The following is a 16,255-nucleotide window of genomic DNA, read 5'->3' as shown; positions in this document are numbered from 1 at the left end:
CAAATATTGAACAGACTCCTTGAATGTCTTTGTGTCTTAAGAAAGGACAAGTTATGGCAACTGAACAATTAGGCGAAATCGTTATCGCACCGCGTGTCTTAGAAAAAATTATTGCCATTGCAACGGCTAAAGTGGACGGTGTTTACTCTTTCGCAAATAAAAGCATGTCTGACAGTCTTGCAAAACGTTCTTTAGGACGTGGCGTCTATCTTCATACCGCCAGTGATGGCGAAGTAACTGTTGACATTTATTTATACTTAGAATACGGTGTAGGGGTGCCAGCAGTAGCTGTTGCTATTCAAAAAGCCGTTAAAAGTGCTGTTTCTGATATGGCAGAAGTTGAATTATCCGCAGTGAACATCCATGTAGCGGGTATTGTGCCTGAAAAAACACCAAAACCAGATTTAAAAGATTTGTTCGATGAGGATTTCCTCAATGACTGATGTACAACTGGAAGCAAGAAGAGAACTACGTGAACGTGCATTTCAAGCATTAATGAGTTTGGAATATGAAAAAGATATTGTAGAAGCGTGTCGTTTTGCATATCTCTATGATAAAGATATGACAAACGATTCTGATGTGGAAATTCCAGCCTTTTTATTGAACCTCGTCACGGGTGTTGAACAGTCTAAAAACGAGTTGGATGACAAGCTTAGCCAGTACCTAAAAGAAGGTTGGACTTTGGAACGTCTTACATTGATAGAAAAAAATATTCTTCGCTTGGGATTGTTTGAGATGACAGAGTTTGATACACCTCAACTAGTCGCAATCAATGAAGCAATTGAGCTATCTAAAAAATTCTCAGATGAAAAATCGAGCAAGTTTATCAATGGTATTTTAAGTAAATTTGTTATAGAATAAATTTTAAGAAGAAATGAATACAGGATTGAGAGGACGAACTTCGTTCTCTCTTTTTCAATTTTATCCGCTAAACAGCTTCAGAAAACCTCTGAAGTGACAGGGATGCTGCTCACGAGACCCAGAAGAGATGCACTAAGATAAAAAATAGATAGAAGAAAACCAAAGGGTTCTCCTTCATGTTATCCTTAAAAGGTAAGTAAAAGGAAGGAGAAGGAAATGGAGTTCAAGGAGTTATATAGCAAGGTAAGAGGAATTGTGCTGAAGTGTCGGAGGGAATATTATGTCCACCTGTGGGAATTAAGCGATTGGGAACAAGAGGGCATGTTGGTGCTCTATCAGTTGGTGAGTCGCTATCCGCAGCTAGTAGAAGAAGATCATCAGCTCTATGTTTACTATAAGACCAAGTTCCGCAATCATATCCTGGACATCCTCCGTAAACAGGAAAGTCAAAAACGCAAACTTAATCGTCAAGCTTATGAAGAAGTGAGCGAGATTGGTCACAAGCTCAGCCTAAAAGAACTATATCTGGATGAATTGGTGATTCTCCGAGACCAGCTAAATAGCTATCAAGCTCAACTGAGCCCAGAGAAACAGGAGCAGTATGAGCGCTTACTAGCCGATGAACGGTTCAAAGGCCGCCAAGCTATGATTCGAGAATTAAGAGCCTACTTAAAAGATTATAGTGATTAAACTAAGTCAGAACTTTTCCCTTTTTAAAGGTCATTTTCATTTTGCTACCTCTAAAAAATTTAATTCACTTTTTTTCATTTTCCTCTTGACATGGAACGCGTTCCAGATTGTACAATGAAGTCAAGCTAGCGAAGAAATAAGATTTGAACTCGGAGTGGAGCGCAAATCCATAAAGAAAAGGAGAGAAAAATCATGCAAACAAGAACGATTAAACGTATTTTTACTGATATGGATGGGGCGCTTTTAAATTCAAAGGGGCAAGTTTCCGAAAGGAATGCCAGACGCATTCGCAGAGCAGCTATTCCGATTACGCTGGTATCTGCGCGTGTGCCAATGGAGATGCGTGAGGCTATTGAATTGTTGGGTTTGCAAGGTCCGCAAGTGGGCTTTAATGGTGGTTTGATTTATGAGGTTGTCAATCATCAAATTCGTCCGCTGCACATCAAGATTATTTTCAAGCAGACCGCGGCAACGATTTTACAGGCGGTGCGGCAGCATTTTCAGCAGGTCAAGTCTCAGTTATTATGACTTGAATCATTGGTATTGTGATACAGTAGATGAAAGAATTTGTTACGAATACGACTTGACTCATCAGGCACCGACTCAGGTTCATGATGAAGATTGTTTTCTTTCAGCTTGTGATAATCTGTTTAAAATCATGATGATTAGTTTTGAAGAGGAAGAAATGCAAGATTTGCAGACTTATCTGAATAGTCTAGGACTAACTAGTGTTACAATTCTGCGTTCTGGTCGGTTTTATTTAGAAATCATTAGCAAAGAAGCTCGAAAATCATCAGGGATTGATTACATTAGTCGGAAAGAAAATCTAAAAAAAGAAGAAACAGCTGCCTTTGGTGACGGTCACAATGACATTCCGATGCTAGAAATGGTTGGTTTTCCGATTGTCATGGACAATGCCTTTAAAGATGTGAAGGCACATGCTTTTAAAATTACCAAGAGTAACGATGAGGACGGAGTTGGTTACGGAATTCACAGGTATCTCGTCAGTTAAGCTTGAAAATCAGAAAGGAACTCGATGACCAATATTTGAGAAATAGCGAAGTTGAGTGGCTATTCGGTGTCCAGTGTGTCGCGCGTGCTCAATAATCACCCATATGTGTCAGACGAGGCACGGGGGAAAATCCTGCAAATTGTCAGAGAACTGGACTATACTCTAAATCTAGTCGCAAAAGAACTGAGTTTGGGCAATACTTATAAAGTGGGTGTAGTCATTCCTCATGTGCGTCACACTTATTTTACCAAGTTCATCAACGGTATGTTGGATCAAGCGCAGAGGAGTGCCTATAATTTGCTGCTTTTGCCGTCTCAGTATGACAAAGAACTAGAGCTTCAGTACCTGGAACAATTGCGAGGTCAGGCTTTTGATCATTTGATTTTCACCTCACGAAGCATAGATTTGGAAACCATTGCTTCCTATGCTAAGTACGGAAATATTGTCTGCTTAGAAAAGGTAAACCATTCTCAACTGAGTAGTGTCTATGTGGATCGCAAACCAGCTTGCAGAGAAGCTTTTCGCTGGTTGAAGGAACTGGGTTATCAACATTTAGCCCTTATTTCACCCGTAAAGACAAACGCAGTTCCACCTATCGTATGGTCAGAGAGGCTTATGATGAAGTCTACGGATTGGAGCATGAACCGGTGATTATCGAAGGAGTTGCTATAGAAGAGGATGGTTATCAGAAAGCTTCCGAACTTTGGCAACACTCGGAGATTGACTGTATTTTTTCAAATGGGGATGACATGGCAGCAGGGTTTATGCAGGTTTATGAGGAAGCCGGGAAACAGCTACCCTTCATTATGGGGCAAGAAAATATGCTGGCTGGACGCCTTCTGGGTCTTTCTACCATTGACAACAAATCCTACCAGCTAGGTCAGGAAAGCTTCAAGCAAGTGTTGTCTAAAGATAAAAGAACCGTTGTTCTCAAATCAGAGTTTATCCAGCGATAAGAGACTTGTTGTTTTTCAAATTAGCTTACTTATTTAATAAAGAAGAATCACCTTTCAAATCAAGGTGATTTTTTACTGAAATTTTTCTAAACAGAAAATATTGACAAGAAAAAGTAGACAGTGTATACTTTTTGAGGGAAAAAATGAAACGAAATACGGCAGAGTTAAAAGAAAGACTGATCCAGACGGGGATTAAAGAGATTGAGAAACATGGTATCGACCAGCTATCACTGAGGACTGTCGCTAAATCCTGCGGTGTTACTCACGGCACTCCTTACCGGCATTTTGAAAGTAAAGAAAACTATTTAAAAGTCGTTTTAAAACGCCTTTCTGCTTTTCTCAACCAAGAGATCCAAAAAAAGATCGATTGGAAGGCTTATGCACGAAATCAACTGGCCCAAATGGGCTTTAACTTTATCATCTTTGCGAAGGCTTACCCCTATTTCTTTGAAGCCCTCTTTATTAAATTTCCTTTTAAGTATATAAAAGTCACTCAGGATACTATTTCGCTGGATTCTGATTTGCCAGAATTCGCTGCATTTAAACGGATTGTTTTAGAGCTTCGTAAGGATGAAGGCTTTACCAACAGCGAAGCTGAAATACTGTTTCACTTTTGGAGTTTTATTTCAGGTCTTGCTGTTTTGGCGAACAGTCCCATTGGACGTGACCTTGACAACAAAGCCATCCAGACTAACATTGAGCATATGCTTGATGTCTATATAAAAGGAGAACGGTCATGAAAATCTTAATTGTTTTTACTCATCCAAACCCTCAAGGTTTTAACGGTGCTATTCTCAAGCAAGTCCAAACCAATCTTTCTGAAGCGCATTCTGTCAAAACCTTAGATTTATATGCTGAACAGTTTGATCCAATCTTACGATTTGATGAAAATCAAAAACGCCGCGATTTGGCTAAGGTTCCTGAAATGGAGAAATACCGTGATCTTGTCACTTGGGCAGACCACCTAATCTTTATTTTCCCGATTTGGTGGAGCGGTATGCCGGCTATTCTCAAAGGATTTATTGACCGAGTATTTGCAGCTGGTTTCGCTTATTCTTATAAAAAAGTCGGTCTTGAAGGGCACTTACAAGGAAAATCTGCTTGGATTATCACCACCCATAATACGCCGTCCTTTGTGCTACCTTTTATTCAGGATTACGGCAAAGTTCTGAAAAATCAAATTTTAAAAATCTGCGCTGTCGCACCGGTTAAGTTAACACAATTAACAAATGTTGAAAAAATTTCTGATGAACAGCGCCAGCAATTCTTAGAAACCATCACTCAAACAGCCCGTCGTATTTAAAATAAGGACGATTGTAAAGCAGAAATAGTACGATACAGCTGAAAACTAGCTTAATAATCCATTTCTTATGAAACATTTCTTGAAAACCTGCGTAAAACTGCTATAATGGAAGTGGAAAAATTAAGGAGGTGTCACGATGGAATATAAGGAAGTGGAATGCAGGCTAGTGGATCATGGAATCAGAGAGTATAAAAAATTTAAAGGAATCAAGATTTATAATAACAGCCGTTTTTCTGAAGATAGGAAAAAAATAATCTATAAAACGATTTATCTGACACCCAAGAAGAACCTTGTCTACTATCAAAGAGAAGATCTCAACTATGATTCAGAGTGGTGGCTCAGAAAGCATAAGGATCTACCATTCTACCATCAGCAAGAGGCAGATACGGTTTTCAAAATTTGCCAAGCTTTTGCTGAGTTAAGCTCTTACCTAGACAAATCTACTATCAACAAGTTGGAGCAAAAGTTAGCGGCAGGTGCTTTTATTGAAACCTTGAATATTTAACTTTACAGACAGCCAGTCTTTACGGACTGGTTTTTTTGTATGAAGTCAGTTGCATTGTTTCATAGGACATTTGTCTATTTTTGTTATTGATAAATTGTAAAATATAGTGCAACAAAAAAACTCATAGCGTTTCATTGGTGTAAACTGTAAGTAACCACACAAACAGAATCCCGAGGAAAAACTATGAGCTACTTCCATCTTACCATAACCGACCGAATAAAGATAGAAACCTACTTGGAATTAGGTTTGAAACCTTGCCAAATTGCAAGTAAACTTGGCGTCCATAAGTCTACCATTTCAAGAGAGTTAAGACGATGCCAAAATGGTTACTCCGCAGCCCTAGCACAGGAACAGTATGACCACAGGGCTAAGCAAAAAGGTCGGAAGTCTCGTTTGACACCAACGTTGAAAAAGGAAATTGAGGACGGTTTAAAATCCTCCTGGTCGCCTGAACAGATTTGTGGCCGCTATCAGCTTGAACAAAGGCCGATGGTAGCTTTTAAAACAATCTATAACTGGCTCTATGCTGGTTTGATTGATCTGGATTTGAGTGTCCTTCGTCGTAAAGGAAAAACTCGACAACCTAAAGAAACACGTGGAAGATTTAGGATTGGCACATCGATTGCCAAACGTCCTAAAGAGGTCAGGAATCGTGAGACCTTTGGTCACTGGGAGCTCGATACTGTGGTGTCTTCCAGAGGCAAAAGCAAGGGCTGTTTAGCGACCTTTCTGGAGCGAAAAACGCGCTTTTACTTAGCTTTCAAGATACCAGACAGAACAGCCAAATCCATGTTTTCAGCCATCGAACAACTTTATAAGCTATTTCCAAAAGAGGCTCTTAAAACCTTCACTTCAGATAGGGGAAAAGAGTTTGCCTGCTATCCTCTGGTAGAGAATTTAGGAATTTCCTTTTTCTTTGCGGACGCCTATTCATCCTGGCAGAGAGGAAGCAATGAAAACGCCAATGGCTTACTAAGAGAATATTTTCCAAAGAAAACAGATTTAGCCGCTATCTCTGATGAGGCTTTGAACAAGGCCTTATATGATATCAATCACCGACCACGAAAATGTTTAGCTTACAGAACTGCTCGTGAAGCTCTAGTGGATGAGTACGAGTAAACGTTGCACTTTTTATTGCAATTTATCAAATAAAATAGAAAACACATTTAATCTCTGTCAAAAAAACAGAGATTTTTTGTTTGAAAACCTTTACATTTTGTTGATAAATGTATATAATATCTACAGAAAACGTTTGCACTAGTCTAAAAATATTTGTGCAACTAAAAAATAAAGGAGTTTTCTTTTTATGAAGAAAGTTTATCGTTTACAATCTCGAACAGCTGAGAAGCGTCAGCATTTTGGAATCCGCAGATTAAAAGTAGGGGTAGCGTCTATTGCTATTTCTGCTAGTGTCTTTTTGGCGGGGAATGTCTTAGCGCAAGCAGAGGAAGCAAATAGTGTCGAAAACACATCTATTGAAACGGTGCAACCAACATCACCAACAAGTGAGCAGTCTGATGGAGTAGAAGTGACGAATCATCAAGCAGTCGTTTCGGAAAATCAAGAGCAAGCAAGCAGCTCGCTTTTGTCAACATCTAGTGTTGCCAATTCTTCACGTACAGCTTCAACTGAGGAAAGCTCATCAGAAAAACTTAACTTGACTCAAGCTCGCTCCGTAAGAGAAAATACCCCAGCTTCAACGACGGATTCAAGTACGGAAGTTCAATCTACGGAGAAGGAAACTGCACAAGCAGCAGAAGAAAAAACGGCAACGAAGCCTGTTGAGAAAGTTGCATCAGATGCGACACCAGCTAAAGAAGACAAAATTGAAGAGGGCAGCATTCGTCTGCATTTTAAGACACTTCCGTCGGAGAATTTAGCTAGTCTTGGCTTGTGGACCTGGGATGATGTGGAGACACCTTCCAGCCAAAAAGGCAGCTGGCCGACAGGAGCAACTAGCTTTTCAATGGCTAAAAAGGATGATTATGGCTATTATCTTGATGTCAAAATGGCACAAAAACGGAGTAAAATTAGTCTCTTAATCAATAATACAGCAGGTACAAATCTAACAGGTGACAAGACGATTGAATTGCTCAGCCCGAATATGAACGAGGTCTGGTTTGACAAGGATTACAATCTTCATACCTATGAGCCTCTAAAAGAGGGCATGGTACGAATCAATTATTATCGGACAGACGGGAATTATGACAAGAAGTCTCTTTGGCTTTGGGGAGATGTAGAAAATCCTAGCAAAAATTGGCCTGACGGAGTGGATTTCGAAAAAACAGGCAAGTATGGTCGCTATGTAGATGTTCCTTTAAAAGATGCTGCAAAAGCAATTGGTTTTCTGCTTTTAGATGAAAGCAAATCAGGTGACGATGTGAAGATTCAACCGCAGGATTATAATCTGACAAATTTGAAGAAAAACAGTCAAATTTTCCTCCGAGACGCAGATCCGAATATTTATACCAATCCGTATTTTGTCAATGATATCCGCATGACAGGTGCTCAGCATGTCAGCTTGACGAAGATTGAAGCAACTTTCTCAACCCTTGAAAATGCCAAAAAGGAAGATATTCTTAAGAATCTAAAAATTACAGATAAGGACAGTAAAGAAGTGGTTGTGAAAGACATTGTGCTTGATCCCAAAACAAAGAAAGCAAAAATCATAGGAGACTTTGGACAAGCGCAAGCTCCTTATACGGTAAAGTATGGCAACGACCAATTTAAAACCAGTATGAATTGGCAGTTGAAGGATAGTCTCTACAAATATGATGGTGAATTGGGTGCGCGTGTTAGCCAAAAAGGCACGAAAGTGGATGTTACCTTTTGGTCACCAAGTGCGGATCAGGTAGATTTGGTTGTTTATGATAAAAATGATCAGAACAAAGTAGTTGGTAAGGTAGCGATGACAAAAGGAGAAGCTGGTACTTGGAAGACAACATTGACATCGCAAATAAATCTAGGAATTAAGGATTATCGCGGTTATTTCTATCATTATGAAATTACGCGCGGTGATAAAAAAGTACTAGCTTTGGATCCATATGCCAAATCTTTGGCAGCTTGGAACAGCGAAGATGCCGAAAAAGGTGAGTCTTACAAGATTGCAAAGGCAGCTTTTGTTGACCCAAGTGAGCTTGGTCCGAAAAATCTGACCTATGCGAACATTCCAGGCTTCAAGAGTAGGGAGGATGCAGTTATCTACGAAGCGCATGTCCGTGATTTTACTTCTGACGCAGCCATTTCTAAGGATTTGAAGTCTCAATTTGGAACATTCTCAGCTTTCGTTGAAAAATTGGACTATTTAAAAGAACTTGGGGTTACTCATATTCAGTTGCTGCCGGTTTTAAGTTATTATTTTGTCAATGAATTGAAAAATGCCGAAAGATTGGACAAGTATGCTTCTAGCAATAGCAACTACAACTGGGGTTATGATCCACAAAACTACTTCTCCTTGACAGGAATGTATTCAACCAATCCGACAGATCCAGCTAAGCGTATTGAAGAATTTAAAAATCTTGTTCATGAAATTCACAAGCGCGGAATGGGTGTGATTATGGATGTGGTTTATAATCACACGGCAAAGGCCTCTATTTTTGAAGATTTAGAGCCGAATTACTATCACTTTATGGATGCAGACGGCACTCCTAGAACTAGTTTTGGTGGCGGACGTTTGGGGACGACGCACTACATGAGCCGTCGTGTTTTGGTGGATTCTATCAAATATTTGACGAGCGAATACAAAGTAGATGGCTTCCGTTTTGATATGATGGGAGATCACGATGCAGAATCCATTCAAAAAGCGTATGAGGAGGCTAAAAAGCTCAATCCAAATCTGGTGATGCTAGGTGAGGGGTGGAAGACTTACGCTGGAGATGAAAATAAACCAGTCCAACCAGCGGATCAATCTTGGATGAAATCTACCGATACAGTCGGTGTATTCTCAGATGATATTCGAAATACTTTGAAATCTGGTTATCCGAACGAAGGAGCGCCTGCCTTTATCACAGGTGGAAAACGCAATGTCGAAGATGTTTTCAAAAACATCAAAGCACAACCAACGAATTTTGAAGCAGATGATCCGGGAGATGTGATTCAGTACATTGCTGCGCATGATAATTTGACCCTCTTTGATGTGATTGCCCAATCTATTAAAAAAGATCCAGCTATCGCAGCGAACAATCAAGAAATTCACCGTCGCCTGCGTTTGGGCAATCTAATGGTCCTTACTTCTCAAGGTACGCCATTCCTTCACTCTGGGCAAGAATACGGACGAACCAAGCAATTCCGTGACCCAGCTTATAAATATACGGTTTCAGAAGACAAAGTACCAAATAAATCACACCTGCTGACCAATGCGGACGGAACACCATTTGAATATCCTTACTTTATCCACGACTCTTATGATTCGAGCGATGCGGTCAATCATTTTGACTGGACAAAGGCAACAAACGGTGACGAATTCCCTGAAAATACGAAGAGCCGCGACTATGTGAAAGGGCTGATTGCTTTGCGGAAGTCAACAGATGCCTTTACACGCAAGACCAAAGCCGAAGTCGATCAAAATGTTACTTTAATCACTCAGCCGGGTAAAGACGGGGTTGAAAAAGAGGATACAATTCTTGGCTACCAAGTTGTGGCTTCAAATGGAGACATTTACGCTGTCTTTGTTAATGCGGATAACAAGGAGCGGAAGTTTAACTTTGGCGAAGCCTACAAGCATTTGGCAAATGCTCAAGTCGTGGCAGACAGCAATACCGCAGGGGTAACGGCTATTTCAAATCCAGCTGGTGTGACCTTAGGAGCAGATGGGGTTACCTTAGCACCATTGACAGCGACGATTTTACGCATTCAAAAAAATAGCAAACCAAATCAAGAAAAACCAAAAGAAGAACAAAATCAAACCAAGCCTTCTACGCCGAAAGGAGAGTCTGGTCAAACAACGACTTCGTCAACACAGTCAAATACTTCAGCTAGTCAGACGCAGCAACAGCAAGCAGGAGCTGGAAAAGCAGATAAGACTTTACCGTCCACAGGGACGACAATTTCCATTGCTGGCGTGCTAGCAGGAATTGGCTTGTTGTTATCAAGTGTAGTTGTCCTTAAGAAAAAGAAATAAAGATTGAAGGTTCATGAGCTGTAGGGATTCTAAGCTCCTTACAGCTCATTATTTTAGATGAACTTGTTAACTGTCTTTTGCAAATCTATTTTTCTCCTACATTTAGACAGATATCTTGAAATGTCTTTATGAAAACGCTATAATTTTGATAGATTAATATTAGGAGGATTGGTTTTATGAAATCATCTAAAGCCACAATCACAATTTTCTCTGTTCTTGCTTCAGTTATTTTATTGACCAGCTGTGGAACGAAGACGACAGACAATAAGGCTGCGCAAAGTAACACATCTGACAGTAAAGTCACCATGACTTATGACCAATTGCGGTCAAGGGAAAATACCATGTCCACTCTTTGGTATCAAAAGTCAGATGAAGCTAAAGCGCTGTACCTGCAAGGTTATAATGTTGCAACAAATCGTTTGAAAGAATTGCTGCAAAAACCGACAGATAAGCCTTACTCAATCGTTCTTGACTTAGATGAAACAGTATTAGACAACAGTCCTTATCAAGTTCAAAATGTCAAAGACGGTACGGCCTTTAATCCTAAAAATTGGGATGCATGGGTGAAAAAGGCTTCAGCTAAGGCGGTTCCTGGTGCCAAAGAATTTCTCCAGTATGCACATCAAAACGGTGTTCAAATCTACTATGTTTCTGACCGTGATGCGAGTCAGGTAGATGCGACAATTAAGAATTTGGAAAAAGAAGGCATTCCAGTACAAGGGAAAGACCATTTGATGTTCTTAGAAAAAGGTGTGAAATCAAAAGAAGGTCGCCGTCAGAAAGTACAAGAAACGACGAATTTGGCCATGCTTTTAGGTGATAACCTCGTTGACTTTGCGGATTTCTCAAAAACATCAGCAGAAGAACGTAGTAAGAAATTAGAAGAATTAAAGAACGAATTCGGTGGAAAGTTCATCATCTTCCCAAATCCAATGTACGGTTCATGGGAAAGCACTGTTTATAAAGGTAAAAAATTAGATGCGAAAGGTCAAACTGAAGAACGTCAAAAAGCATTAGAAGGATATAAAAAATAAAAGGGAAAACAGACTCAATGTCAACTGTAGTGGGTAACCTATCGCTAACTGCGAGAGAGAATCAGATTGGTTCTCTCTTTTTTGATGTTCAAAGCGATGAGAACTTTCGTTTTAAAATTGTCAAAGTTCCGAGAAACCAAAAGCTTAGCATTTGACGTCCTTGATGAGATGATTGGTTTATATTAAAAACAATGAGGGATATTCCTTATTTATTTTTTAATCGAAAATTCATTTGTTTTGTGGTAAAATAGTTTCATTACAATACAAGGAAAAAAGATGTCATCTACGTTTGAAATTTTAATGAATCAAATTGATATGCCACTTGATATGAGACAATCAAGTGCCTTTTTACATGCAGAAATTGAGCAAGTTTTAGTGCATACCGTCAGTCATGTCTGGGAATTTCAGTTTGCTTTTGGAGAAATTTTACCCATTGAGTTGTTTCAAGAATTAAAAAAACGTTTAAATGAAGAATTTTCTAAGACGGGCAACCAAGCTATTTTTGAAATTAAGGCTGCCAATCAAGATTTTACAGAGGAGCTGTTGCAGGCTTATTACAAAGAGGCTTTTACAGAAGGACCTTGTGCCAGTCAGGGCTTTCGTAGTATGTACCAACAGTTAAAGGTGCATGCGGACGGCGATCAGCTCTGGATTGAGGGACCATCCAGTATTGATACGGAGCATTTTCGGAAAATCCATTTGCCCAATTTAGCCAAGCAATTGGTGAAGTTTGGGTTTCCGCATTTTCACTGTCAGGTCAAAGCAAGTGACGCCTTGACTCAGCAACAGGTTGAGACTTTCCAAGCTGAAAAAGAAAAGATTGTGCAAGCGGCTAATGACGAGGCGCTAAAAGCTATCGAAGCACTGCAGCAAATGGCACCACCACCAGCTGAGGAAAAACCAAACTATTCTGATTTTCAAGCACGAAAAGTGGCTGCCCGACCAAAGCTGGACAAGGCAGAGATTACGCAGATGATTGACATCCAGACCGAGGAAAATCGCATTGTCTTTGAAGGTATGGTCTTTGATCTTGAGCAAAAAGTTACCCGCACAGGGCGTGTGCTGATTAACTTTAAGATGACTGATTATACTTCTAGTTTTGCCCTTCAGAAATGGTTTAAAAACGAAGAAGAAGCCAAAAAATTTGACATCATTAGGAAAAATTCTTGGTTGCGTGTGCGTGGGAATATTGAAATGAATAACTTCACGCATGACTTGACCATGAATGTCCAAGATGTGCAAGAAGTGACACATTATGAGCGGAAAGACTTGATGCCAGAAGGTGAGAAGCGGATTGAATTTCACGCGCACACCAATATGTCAACCATGGATGCTCTTCCAGAAGTGGAGGAATTGATTGCGACAGCCGCTAAGTGGGGACATAAGGCAGTTGCGATTACTGACCACGGCAATGTACAGAGCTTTCCGCATGGTTATAAAGCTGCTAAAAAAGCTGGTATTCAGCTGATTTACGGCATGGAAGCTAATATCGTGGAAGACCGAGTTCCTATTACCTATAACGAAGTGGATATGGAGCTCAAGGAAGCCACTTATGTTGTCTTTGACGTGGAAACTACCGGTTTGTCTGCTATTTACAATGACTTGATTCAGGTCGCGGCAAGTAAGATGTACAAGGGGAATGTCATTGCTGAGTTTGACGAGTTTATCAATCCAGGTCATCCTTTGAGTGCTTTTACGACAGATTTGACGGGGATTACAGACGAGCATGTCAAAAATGCGAAGCCACTCGAGCAGGTCTTGCAAGAATTTCAAGACTTCTGTCAAGATACGGTACTTGTTGCCCATAATGCTACCTTTGACGTGGGATTTATGAATGTCAATTATGAACGGCATGGGTTGCCACGGATTACGCAACCAGTCATTGATACCTTGGAGTTTGCCCGTAATCTCTACCCAGAGTATAAGCGTCACGGTTTGGGGCCACTAACTAAGCGTTTCCAAGTATCGCTTGATCATCATCACATGGCTAATTATGACGCGGAAGCGACAGGACGCCTACTCTTTATTTTCATTAACGATGCGGCAGAAAAACGAGGTGTCACCAATCTTCAAAAGCTAAACACAGATTTGGTGGATGAAAACTCCTATAAAAAAGCGCGGGTCAAACACGCTACGATTTATGTAAAAAATCAAACGGGTTTGAAGAACATTTTTAAATTAGTCAGTTTGTCTAATACAAAGTATTTTGAGGGCGTACCGCGGATTCCACGAACAGTTTTGGATGCGCACCGAGAAGGCTTGATTTTAGGAACAGCCTGCTCGGAAGGAGAAGTATTTGACGCGGTTGTTTCGCAAGGCGTTGATGCTGCAGTGGAAGTCGCAAAATACTACGATTTTATTGAAATCATGCCTCCAGCAATTTATGCACCGTTGATTGCCAAAGAGCAGGTCAAGGATGTCGAAGAGCTTCACACCATTATCAAAAATTTGATTGAAGTTGGAAATCGATTAGACAAGCCTGTTCTTGCTACAGGTGATGTGCATTATATCGAGCCTGAAGAAGAAATTTATCGAGAAATTATTGTCCGTAGTTTAGGGCAAGGAGCGATGATTAACCGTCCCATTGGGCATGGCGAAAAAGCTCAACCAGCTCCACTTCCAAAAGCGCATTTCCGCACAACCAATGAAATGTTGGATGAATTTGCCTTCTTAGGTGAAGAATTAGCTCGGCAGGTGGTTATTGACAATCCAAATCAATTGGCAGCAACCTTTGAATCGATTGAGGTGGTGAAAGGTGACCTTTATACACCATTTATCGACAAATCAGAGGAAAAAGTCGCTGAGATGACTTATGCCAAAGCTTTTGAAATTTATGGAAATCCGCTGCCGGATATTGTAGACCGACGAATTGAGCGGGAATTATCCTCCATTTTGGGGAATGGATTTGCCGTGATTTATCTGGCTTCGCAAATGTTGGTACAGCGTTCAAATGAGCGTGGCTATCTGGTGGGTTCACGTGGTTCGGTCGGCTCTAGTTTTGTGGCGACCATGATTGGGATTACTGAGGTAAACCCTTTATCTCCTCACTATGTTTGTGGCAAATGCCAGTATTCAGAATTTATTACGGACGGTTCTTACGGTTCAGGCTTTGATATGCCAGATAAAGATTGCCCACATTGTGGACATAAATTGAGTAAAAATGGACAAGATATTCCCTTTGAAACCTTCCTTGGTTTCGATGGTGACAAAGTGCCTGATATTGACTTGAACTTTTCTGGTGAAGATCAACCGAGTGCCCACTTGGATGTCCGAGATATTTTTGGTGAGGAATATGCCTTTCGTGCTGGTACGGTTGGTACAGTCGCTGCCAAAACAGCTTATGGTTTTGTGAAAGGCTATGAGCGGGATTACAATAAATTTTATCGTGATGCAGAAGTAGAACGATTGGCGCAAGGTGCGGCAGGTGTTAAACGAACGACTGGACAGCACCCAGGAGGAATTGTGGTTATTCCAAACTATATGGATGTCTATGATTTCACACCAGTTCAGTATCCGGCGGATGATTTGACTGCCGAATGGCAAACCACTCACTTTAATTTCCATGATATTGATGAAAATGTCCTAAAACTAGATGTACTCGGTCATGATGACCCGACCATGATTCGGAAATTGCAGGATTTATCAGGCATTGACCCAAATGAAATCCCAATGGATGACCAAGAAGTTATGGCTCTCTTTTCTGGAACAGATGTTCTCGGAGTGACACAAGAGCAAATAGGTACGCCGACCGGTATGCTGGGGATTCCTGAGTTTGGAACCAACTTCGTGCGGGGCATGGTGGATGAAACTCATCCAACGACCTTCGCGGAATTGCTCCAATTGTCAGGTTTGTCTCACGGTACCGATGTATGGCTAGGCAATGCGCAAGATTTGATTAAGCAGGGAATTGCCGACCTGTCTACTGTTATCGGTTGTCGGGATGACATCATGGTCTATCTGATGCACAAGGGGCTGGAGCCCAAGATGTCCTTTACCATTATGGAACGGGTGCGGAAAGGCATGTGGCTCAAAATTTCTGATGAGGAAAGAAATGGCTACATCGCTGCTATGAAGGAAAATAATGTGCCTGAGTGGTACATTGAATCTTGTGGAAAGATTAAGTACATGTTTCCCAAAGCTCACGCAGCTGCCTACGTAATGATGGCCCTGCGGGTAGCCTACTTCAAGGTGCATCATCCGATTTATTACTACTGTGCGTATTTCTCTATCCGTGCCAAAGCTTTTGACATCAAAGTCATGAGTAGTGGACTGGATGCAGTGAAGCGCAAGATGAACGAAATCTCTGAAAAACGCAAAAATAATGAAGCTTCCAACGTTGAAATTGACCTTTATACAACTCTAGAAATTGTCAATGAAATGCTGGAAAGAGGTTTCAAATTTGGCAAACTCAATCTGTATAAGAGTGATGCGACAGAATTTCTTATTGACGGAGATAGCTTAATTCCTCCATTTTCTGCTATGGATGGATTGGGAGACAACGTTGCAAAACAATTGGTTAAAGCGCGTGCAGAAGGAGAATTTCTTTCAAAAACCGAATTGCGCAAGCGTGGCAGCTTGTCCACTACTCTAGTCGATAAAATGGATGAAATGGGGATTCTAGGCAATATGCCAGAAGACAATCAGCTCAGTCTCTTTGATGATTTATTTTAAGACCTCTTCTTTGATGAATGTGGGAAACTTTCATCAGAGGCAGCTGCCACTAGACTAGAATTTTTGCTTATTCATTTGCGAAATATTATTGATTTTGCAATCTT

The 16,255-nt window shown here is 40.6% G+C and carries 11 protein-coding genes and 4 pseudogenes; 14 read left to right on the top strand and 1 reads right to left on the bottom strand.

Annotated elements, in window-relative coordinates:
• Positions 1-53 precede the first annotated feature (53 nt).
• The 13 genes and pseudogenes from IYQ23_RS05455 to IYQ23_RS05405 all read left to right on the top strand — a co-directional run bounded on the left by IYQ23_RS05455 (position 54) and on the right by IYQ23_RS05405 (position 11,480).
• Positions 54-443 carry an Asp23/Gls24 family envelope stress response protein gene (locus IYQ23_RS05455; protein WP_003037725.1) on the top strand — a complete coding sequence of 130 codons (390 nt, stop codon included), beginning with the start codon at positions 54-56 and terminating at the stop codon, positions 441-443.
• Entirely contained in the window at positions 436-861 is a 426-nt protein-coding gene (nusB, locus tag IYQ23_RS05450; protein WP_003037723.1) for a transcription antitermination factor NusB, read from the top strand. Before IYQ23_RS05455 ends, nusB begins: the two co-directional genes overlap by 8 nt.
• A gap of 216 nt (positions 862-1,077) precedes the next feature.
• On the top strand, positions 1,078-1,551 hold the full coding sequence (locus IYQ23_RS05445) for a sigma-70 family RNA polymerase sigma factor (protein WP_195674329.1): 474 nt from the start codon (positions 1,078-1,080) through the stop codon (positions 1,549-1,551).
• A gap of 192 nt (positions 1,552-1,743) precedes the next feature.
• Positions 1,744-2,563: pseudogene (locus IYQ23_RS05440) on the top strand (HAD family hydrolase).
• Between the two features lie 66 nt (positions 2,564-2,629).
• Positions 2,630-3,214 (top strand): LacI family DNA-binding transcriptional regulator, encoded by a 585-nt coding sequence (locus tag IYQ23_RS09590; protein ID WP_324253120.1) that lies wholly within the window; start codon positions 2,630-2,632, stop codon positions 3,212-3,214.
• Positions 3,211-3,519: a hypothetical protein gene (locus IYQ23_RS09585; protein ID WP_229311946.1), complete on the top strand. Its 309-nt coding sequence runs from the start codon at positions 3,211-3,213 to the stop codon at positions 3,517-3,519. The genes IYQ23_RS09590 and IYQ23_RS09585 overlap by 4 nt, the downstream gene beginning before the upstream one ends.
• 143 nt (positions 3,520-3,662) lie before the next feature.
• Complete coding sequence (locus IYQ23_RS05430) at positions 3,663-4,259, top strand: TetR/AcrR family transcriptional regulator (RefSeq protein WP_195674328.1); 597 nt, start codon at positions 3,663-3,665, stop codon at positions 4,257-4,259.
• Positions 4,256-4,822 (top strand): NAD(P)H-dependent oxidoreductase, encoded by a 567-nt coding sequence (locus tag IYQ23_RS05425; RefSeq protein ID WP_174721433.1) that lies wholly within the window; start codon positions 4,256-4,258, stop codon positions 4,820-4,822. Before IYQ23_RS05430 ends, IYQ23_RS05425 begins: the two co-directional genes overlap by 4 nt.
• 136 nt (positions 4,823-4,958) lie before the next feature.
• Positions 4,959-5,327, top strand: coding sequence for an EXLDI protein (locus IYQ23_RS05420; RefSeq protein WP_195674327.1), 369 nt, complete (start codon positions 4,959-4,961; stop codon positions 5,325-5,327).
• Positions 5,328-5,510: 183 nt separating this feature from the next.
• Positions 5,511-6,446: an IS30 family transposase gene (locus IYQ23_RS05415; protein WP_195674326.1), complete on the top strand. Its 936-nt coding sequence runs from the start codon at positions 5,511-5,513 to the stop codon at positions 6,444-6,446.
• A 187-nt stretch (positions 6,447-6,633) separates the two neighbouring features.
• Positions 6,634-6,763, top strand: a pseudogene (locus IYQ23_RS09735) (YSIRK-type signal peptide-containing protein); the annotation flags it as partial.
• A 383-nt stretch (positions 6,764-7,146) separates the two neighbouring features.
• A pseudogene (locus IYQ23_RS05410) lies at positions 7,147-10,446 on the top strand (pullulanase); the annotation flags it as partial.
• Between the two features lie 176 nt (positions 10,447-10,622).
• On the top strand, positions 10,623-11,480 hold the full coding sequence (locus tag IYQ23_RS05405) for a 5'-nucleotidase, lipoprotein e(P4) family (protein ID WP_195674324.1): 858 nt from the start codon (positions 10,623-10,625) through the stop codon (positions 11,478-11,480).
• A gap of 44 nt (positions 11,481-11,524) precedes the next feature.
• Here IYQ23_RS05405 and IYQ23_RS05400 read toward each other — a convergent pair.
• Positions 11,525-11,657, bottom strand: a pseudogene (locus IYQ23_RS05400) (ISL3 family transposase); the annotation flags it as partial.
• Positions 11,658-11,756: 99 nt separating this feature from the next.
• Here IYQ23_RS05400 and IYQ23_RS05395 point away from each other — a divergent pair.
• Positions 11,757-16,151 carry a PolC-type DNA polymerase III gene (locus tag IYQ23_RS05395; protein WP_195674323.1) on the top strand — a complete coding sequence of 1,465 codons (4,395 nt, stop codon included), beginning with the start codon at positions 11,757-11,759 and terminating at the stop codon, positions 16,149-16,151.
• Positions 16,152-16,255 lie beyond the last annotated feature (104 nt).

This window comes from Streptococcus sp. HF-100 (assembly GCF_015594635.1).
Classification (GTDB): Bacteria; Bacillota; Bacilli; order Lactobacillales; family Streptococcaceae; genus Streptococcus; species Streptococcus vaginalis.
This window is presented reverse-complemented; position numbering and strand designations above follow the sequence as displayed.

Coding starts and splice junctions, on each gene's coding strand:
- IYQ23_RS05455 (WP_003037725.1), top strand. CDS start 54: ATGGCAACTGAACAATTAGGCGAAATCGTTATCGCACCGCGTGTCTTA.
- IYQ23_RS05420 (WP_195674327.1), top strand. CDS start 4,959: ATGGAATATAAGGAAGTGGAATGCAGGCTAGTGGATCATGGAATCAGA.
- nusB (WP_003037723.1), top strand. CDS start 436: ATGACTGATGTACAACTGGAAGCAAGAAGAGAACTACGTGAACGTGCA.
- IYQ23_RS05430 (WP_195674328.1), top strand. CDS start 3,663: ATGAAACGAAATACGGCAGAGTTAAAAGAAAGACTGATCCAGACGGGG.
- IYQ23_RS05415 (WP_195674326.1), top strand. CDS start 5,511: ATGAGCTACTTCCATCTTACCATAACCGACCGAATAAAGATAGAAACC.
- IYQ23_RS05425 (WP_174721433.1), top strand. CDS start 4,256: ATGAAAATCTTAATTGTTTTTACTCATCCAAACCCTCAAGGTTTTAAC.
- IYQ23_RS05395 (WP_195674323.1), top strand. CDS start 11,757: ATGTCATCTACGTTTGAAATTTTAATGAATCAAATTGATATGCCACTT.
- IYQ23_RS05445 (WP_195674329.1), top strand. CDS start 1,078: ATGGAGTTCAAGGAGTTATATAGCAAGGTAAGAGGAATTGTGCTGAAG.
- IYQ23_RS05405 (WP_195674324.1), top strand. CDS start 10,623: ATGAAATCATCTAAAGCCACAATCACAATTTTCTCTGTTCTTGCTTCA.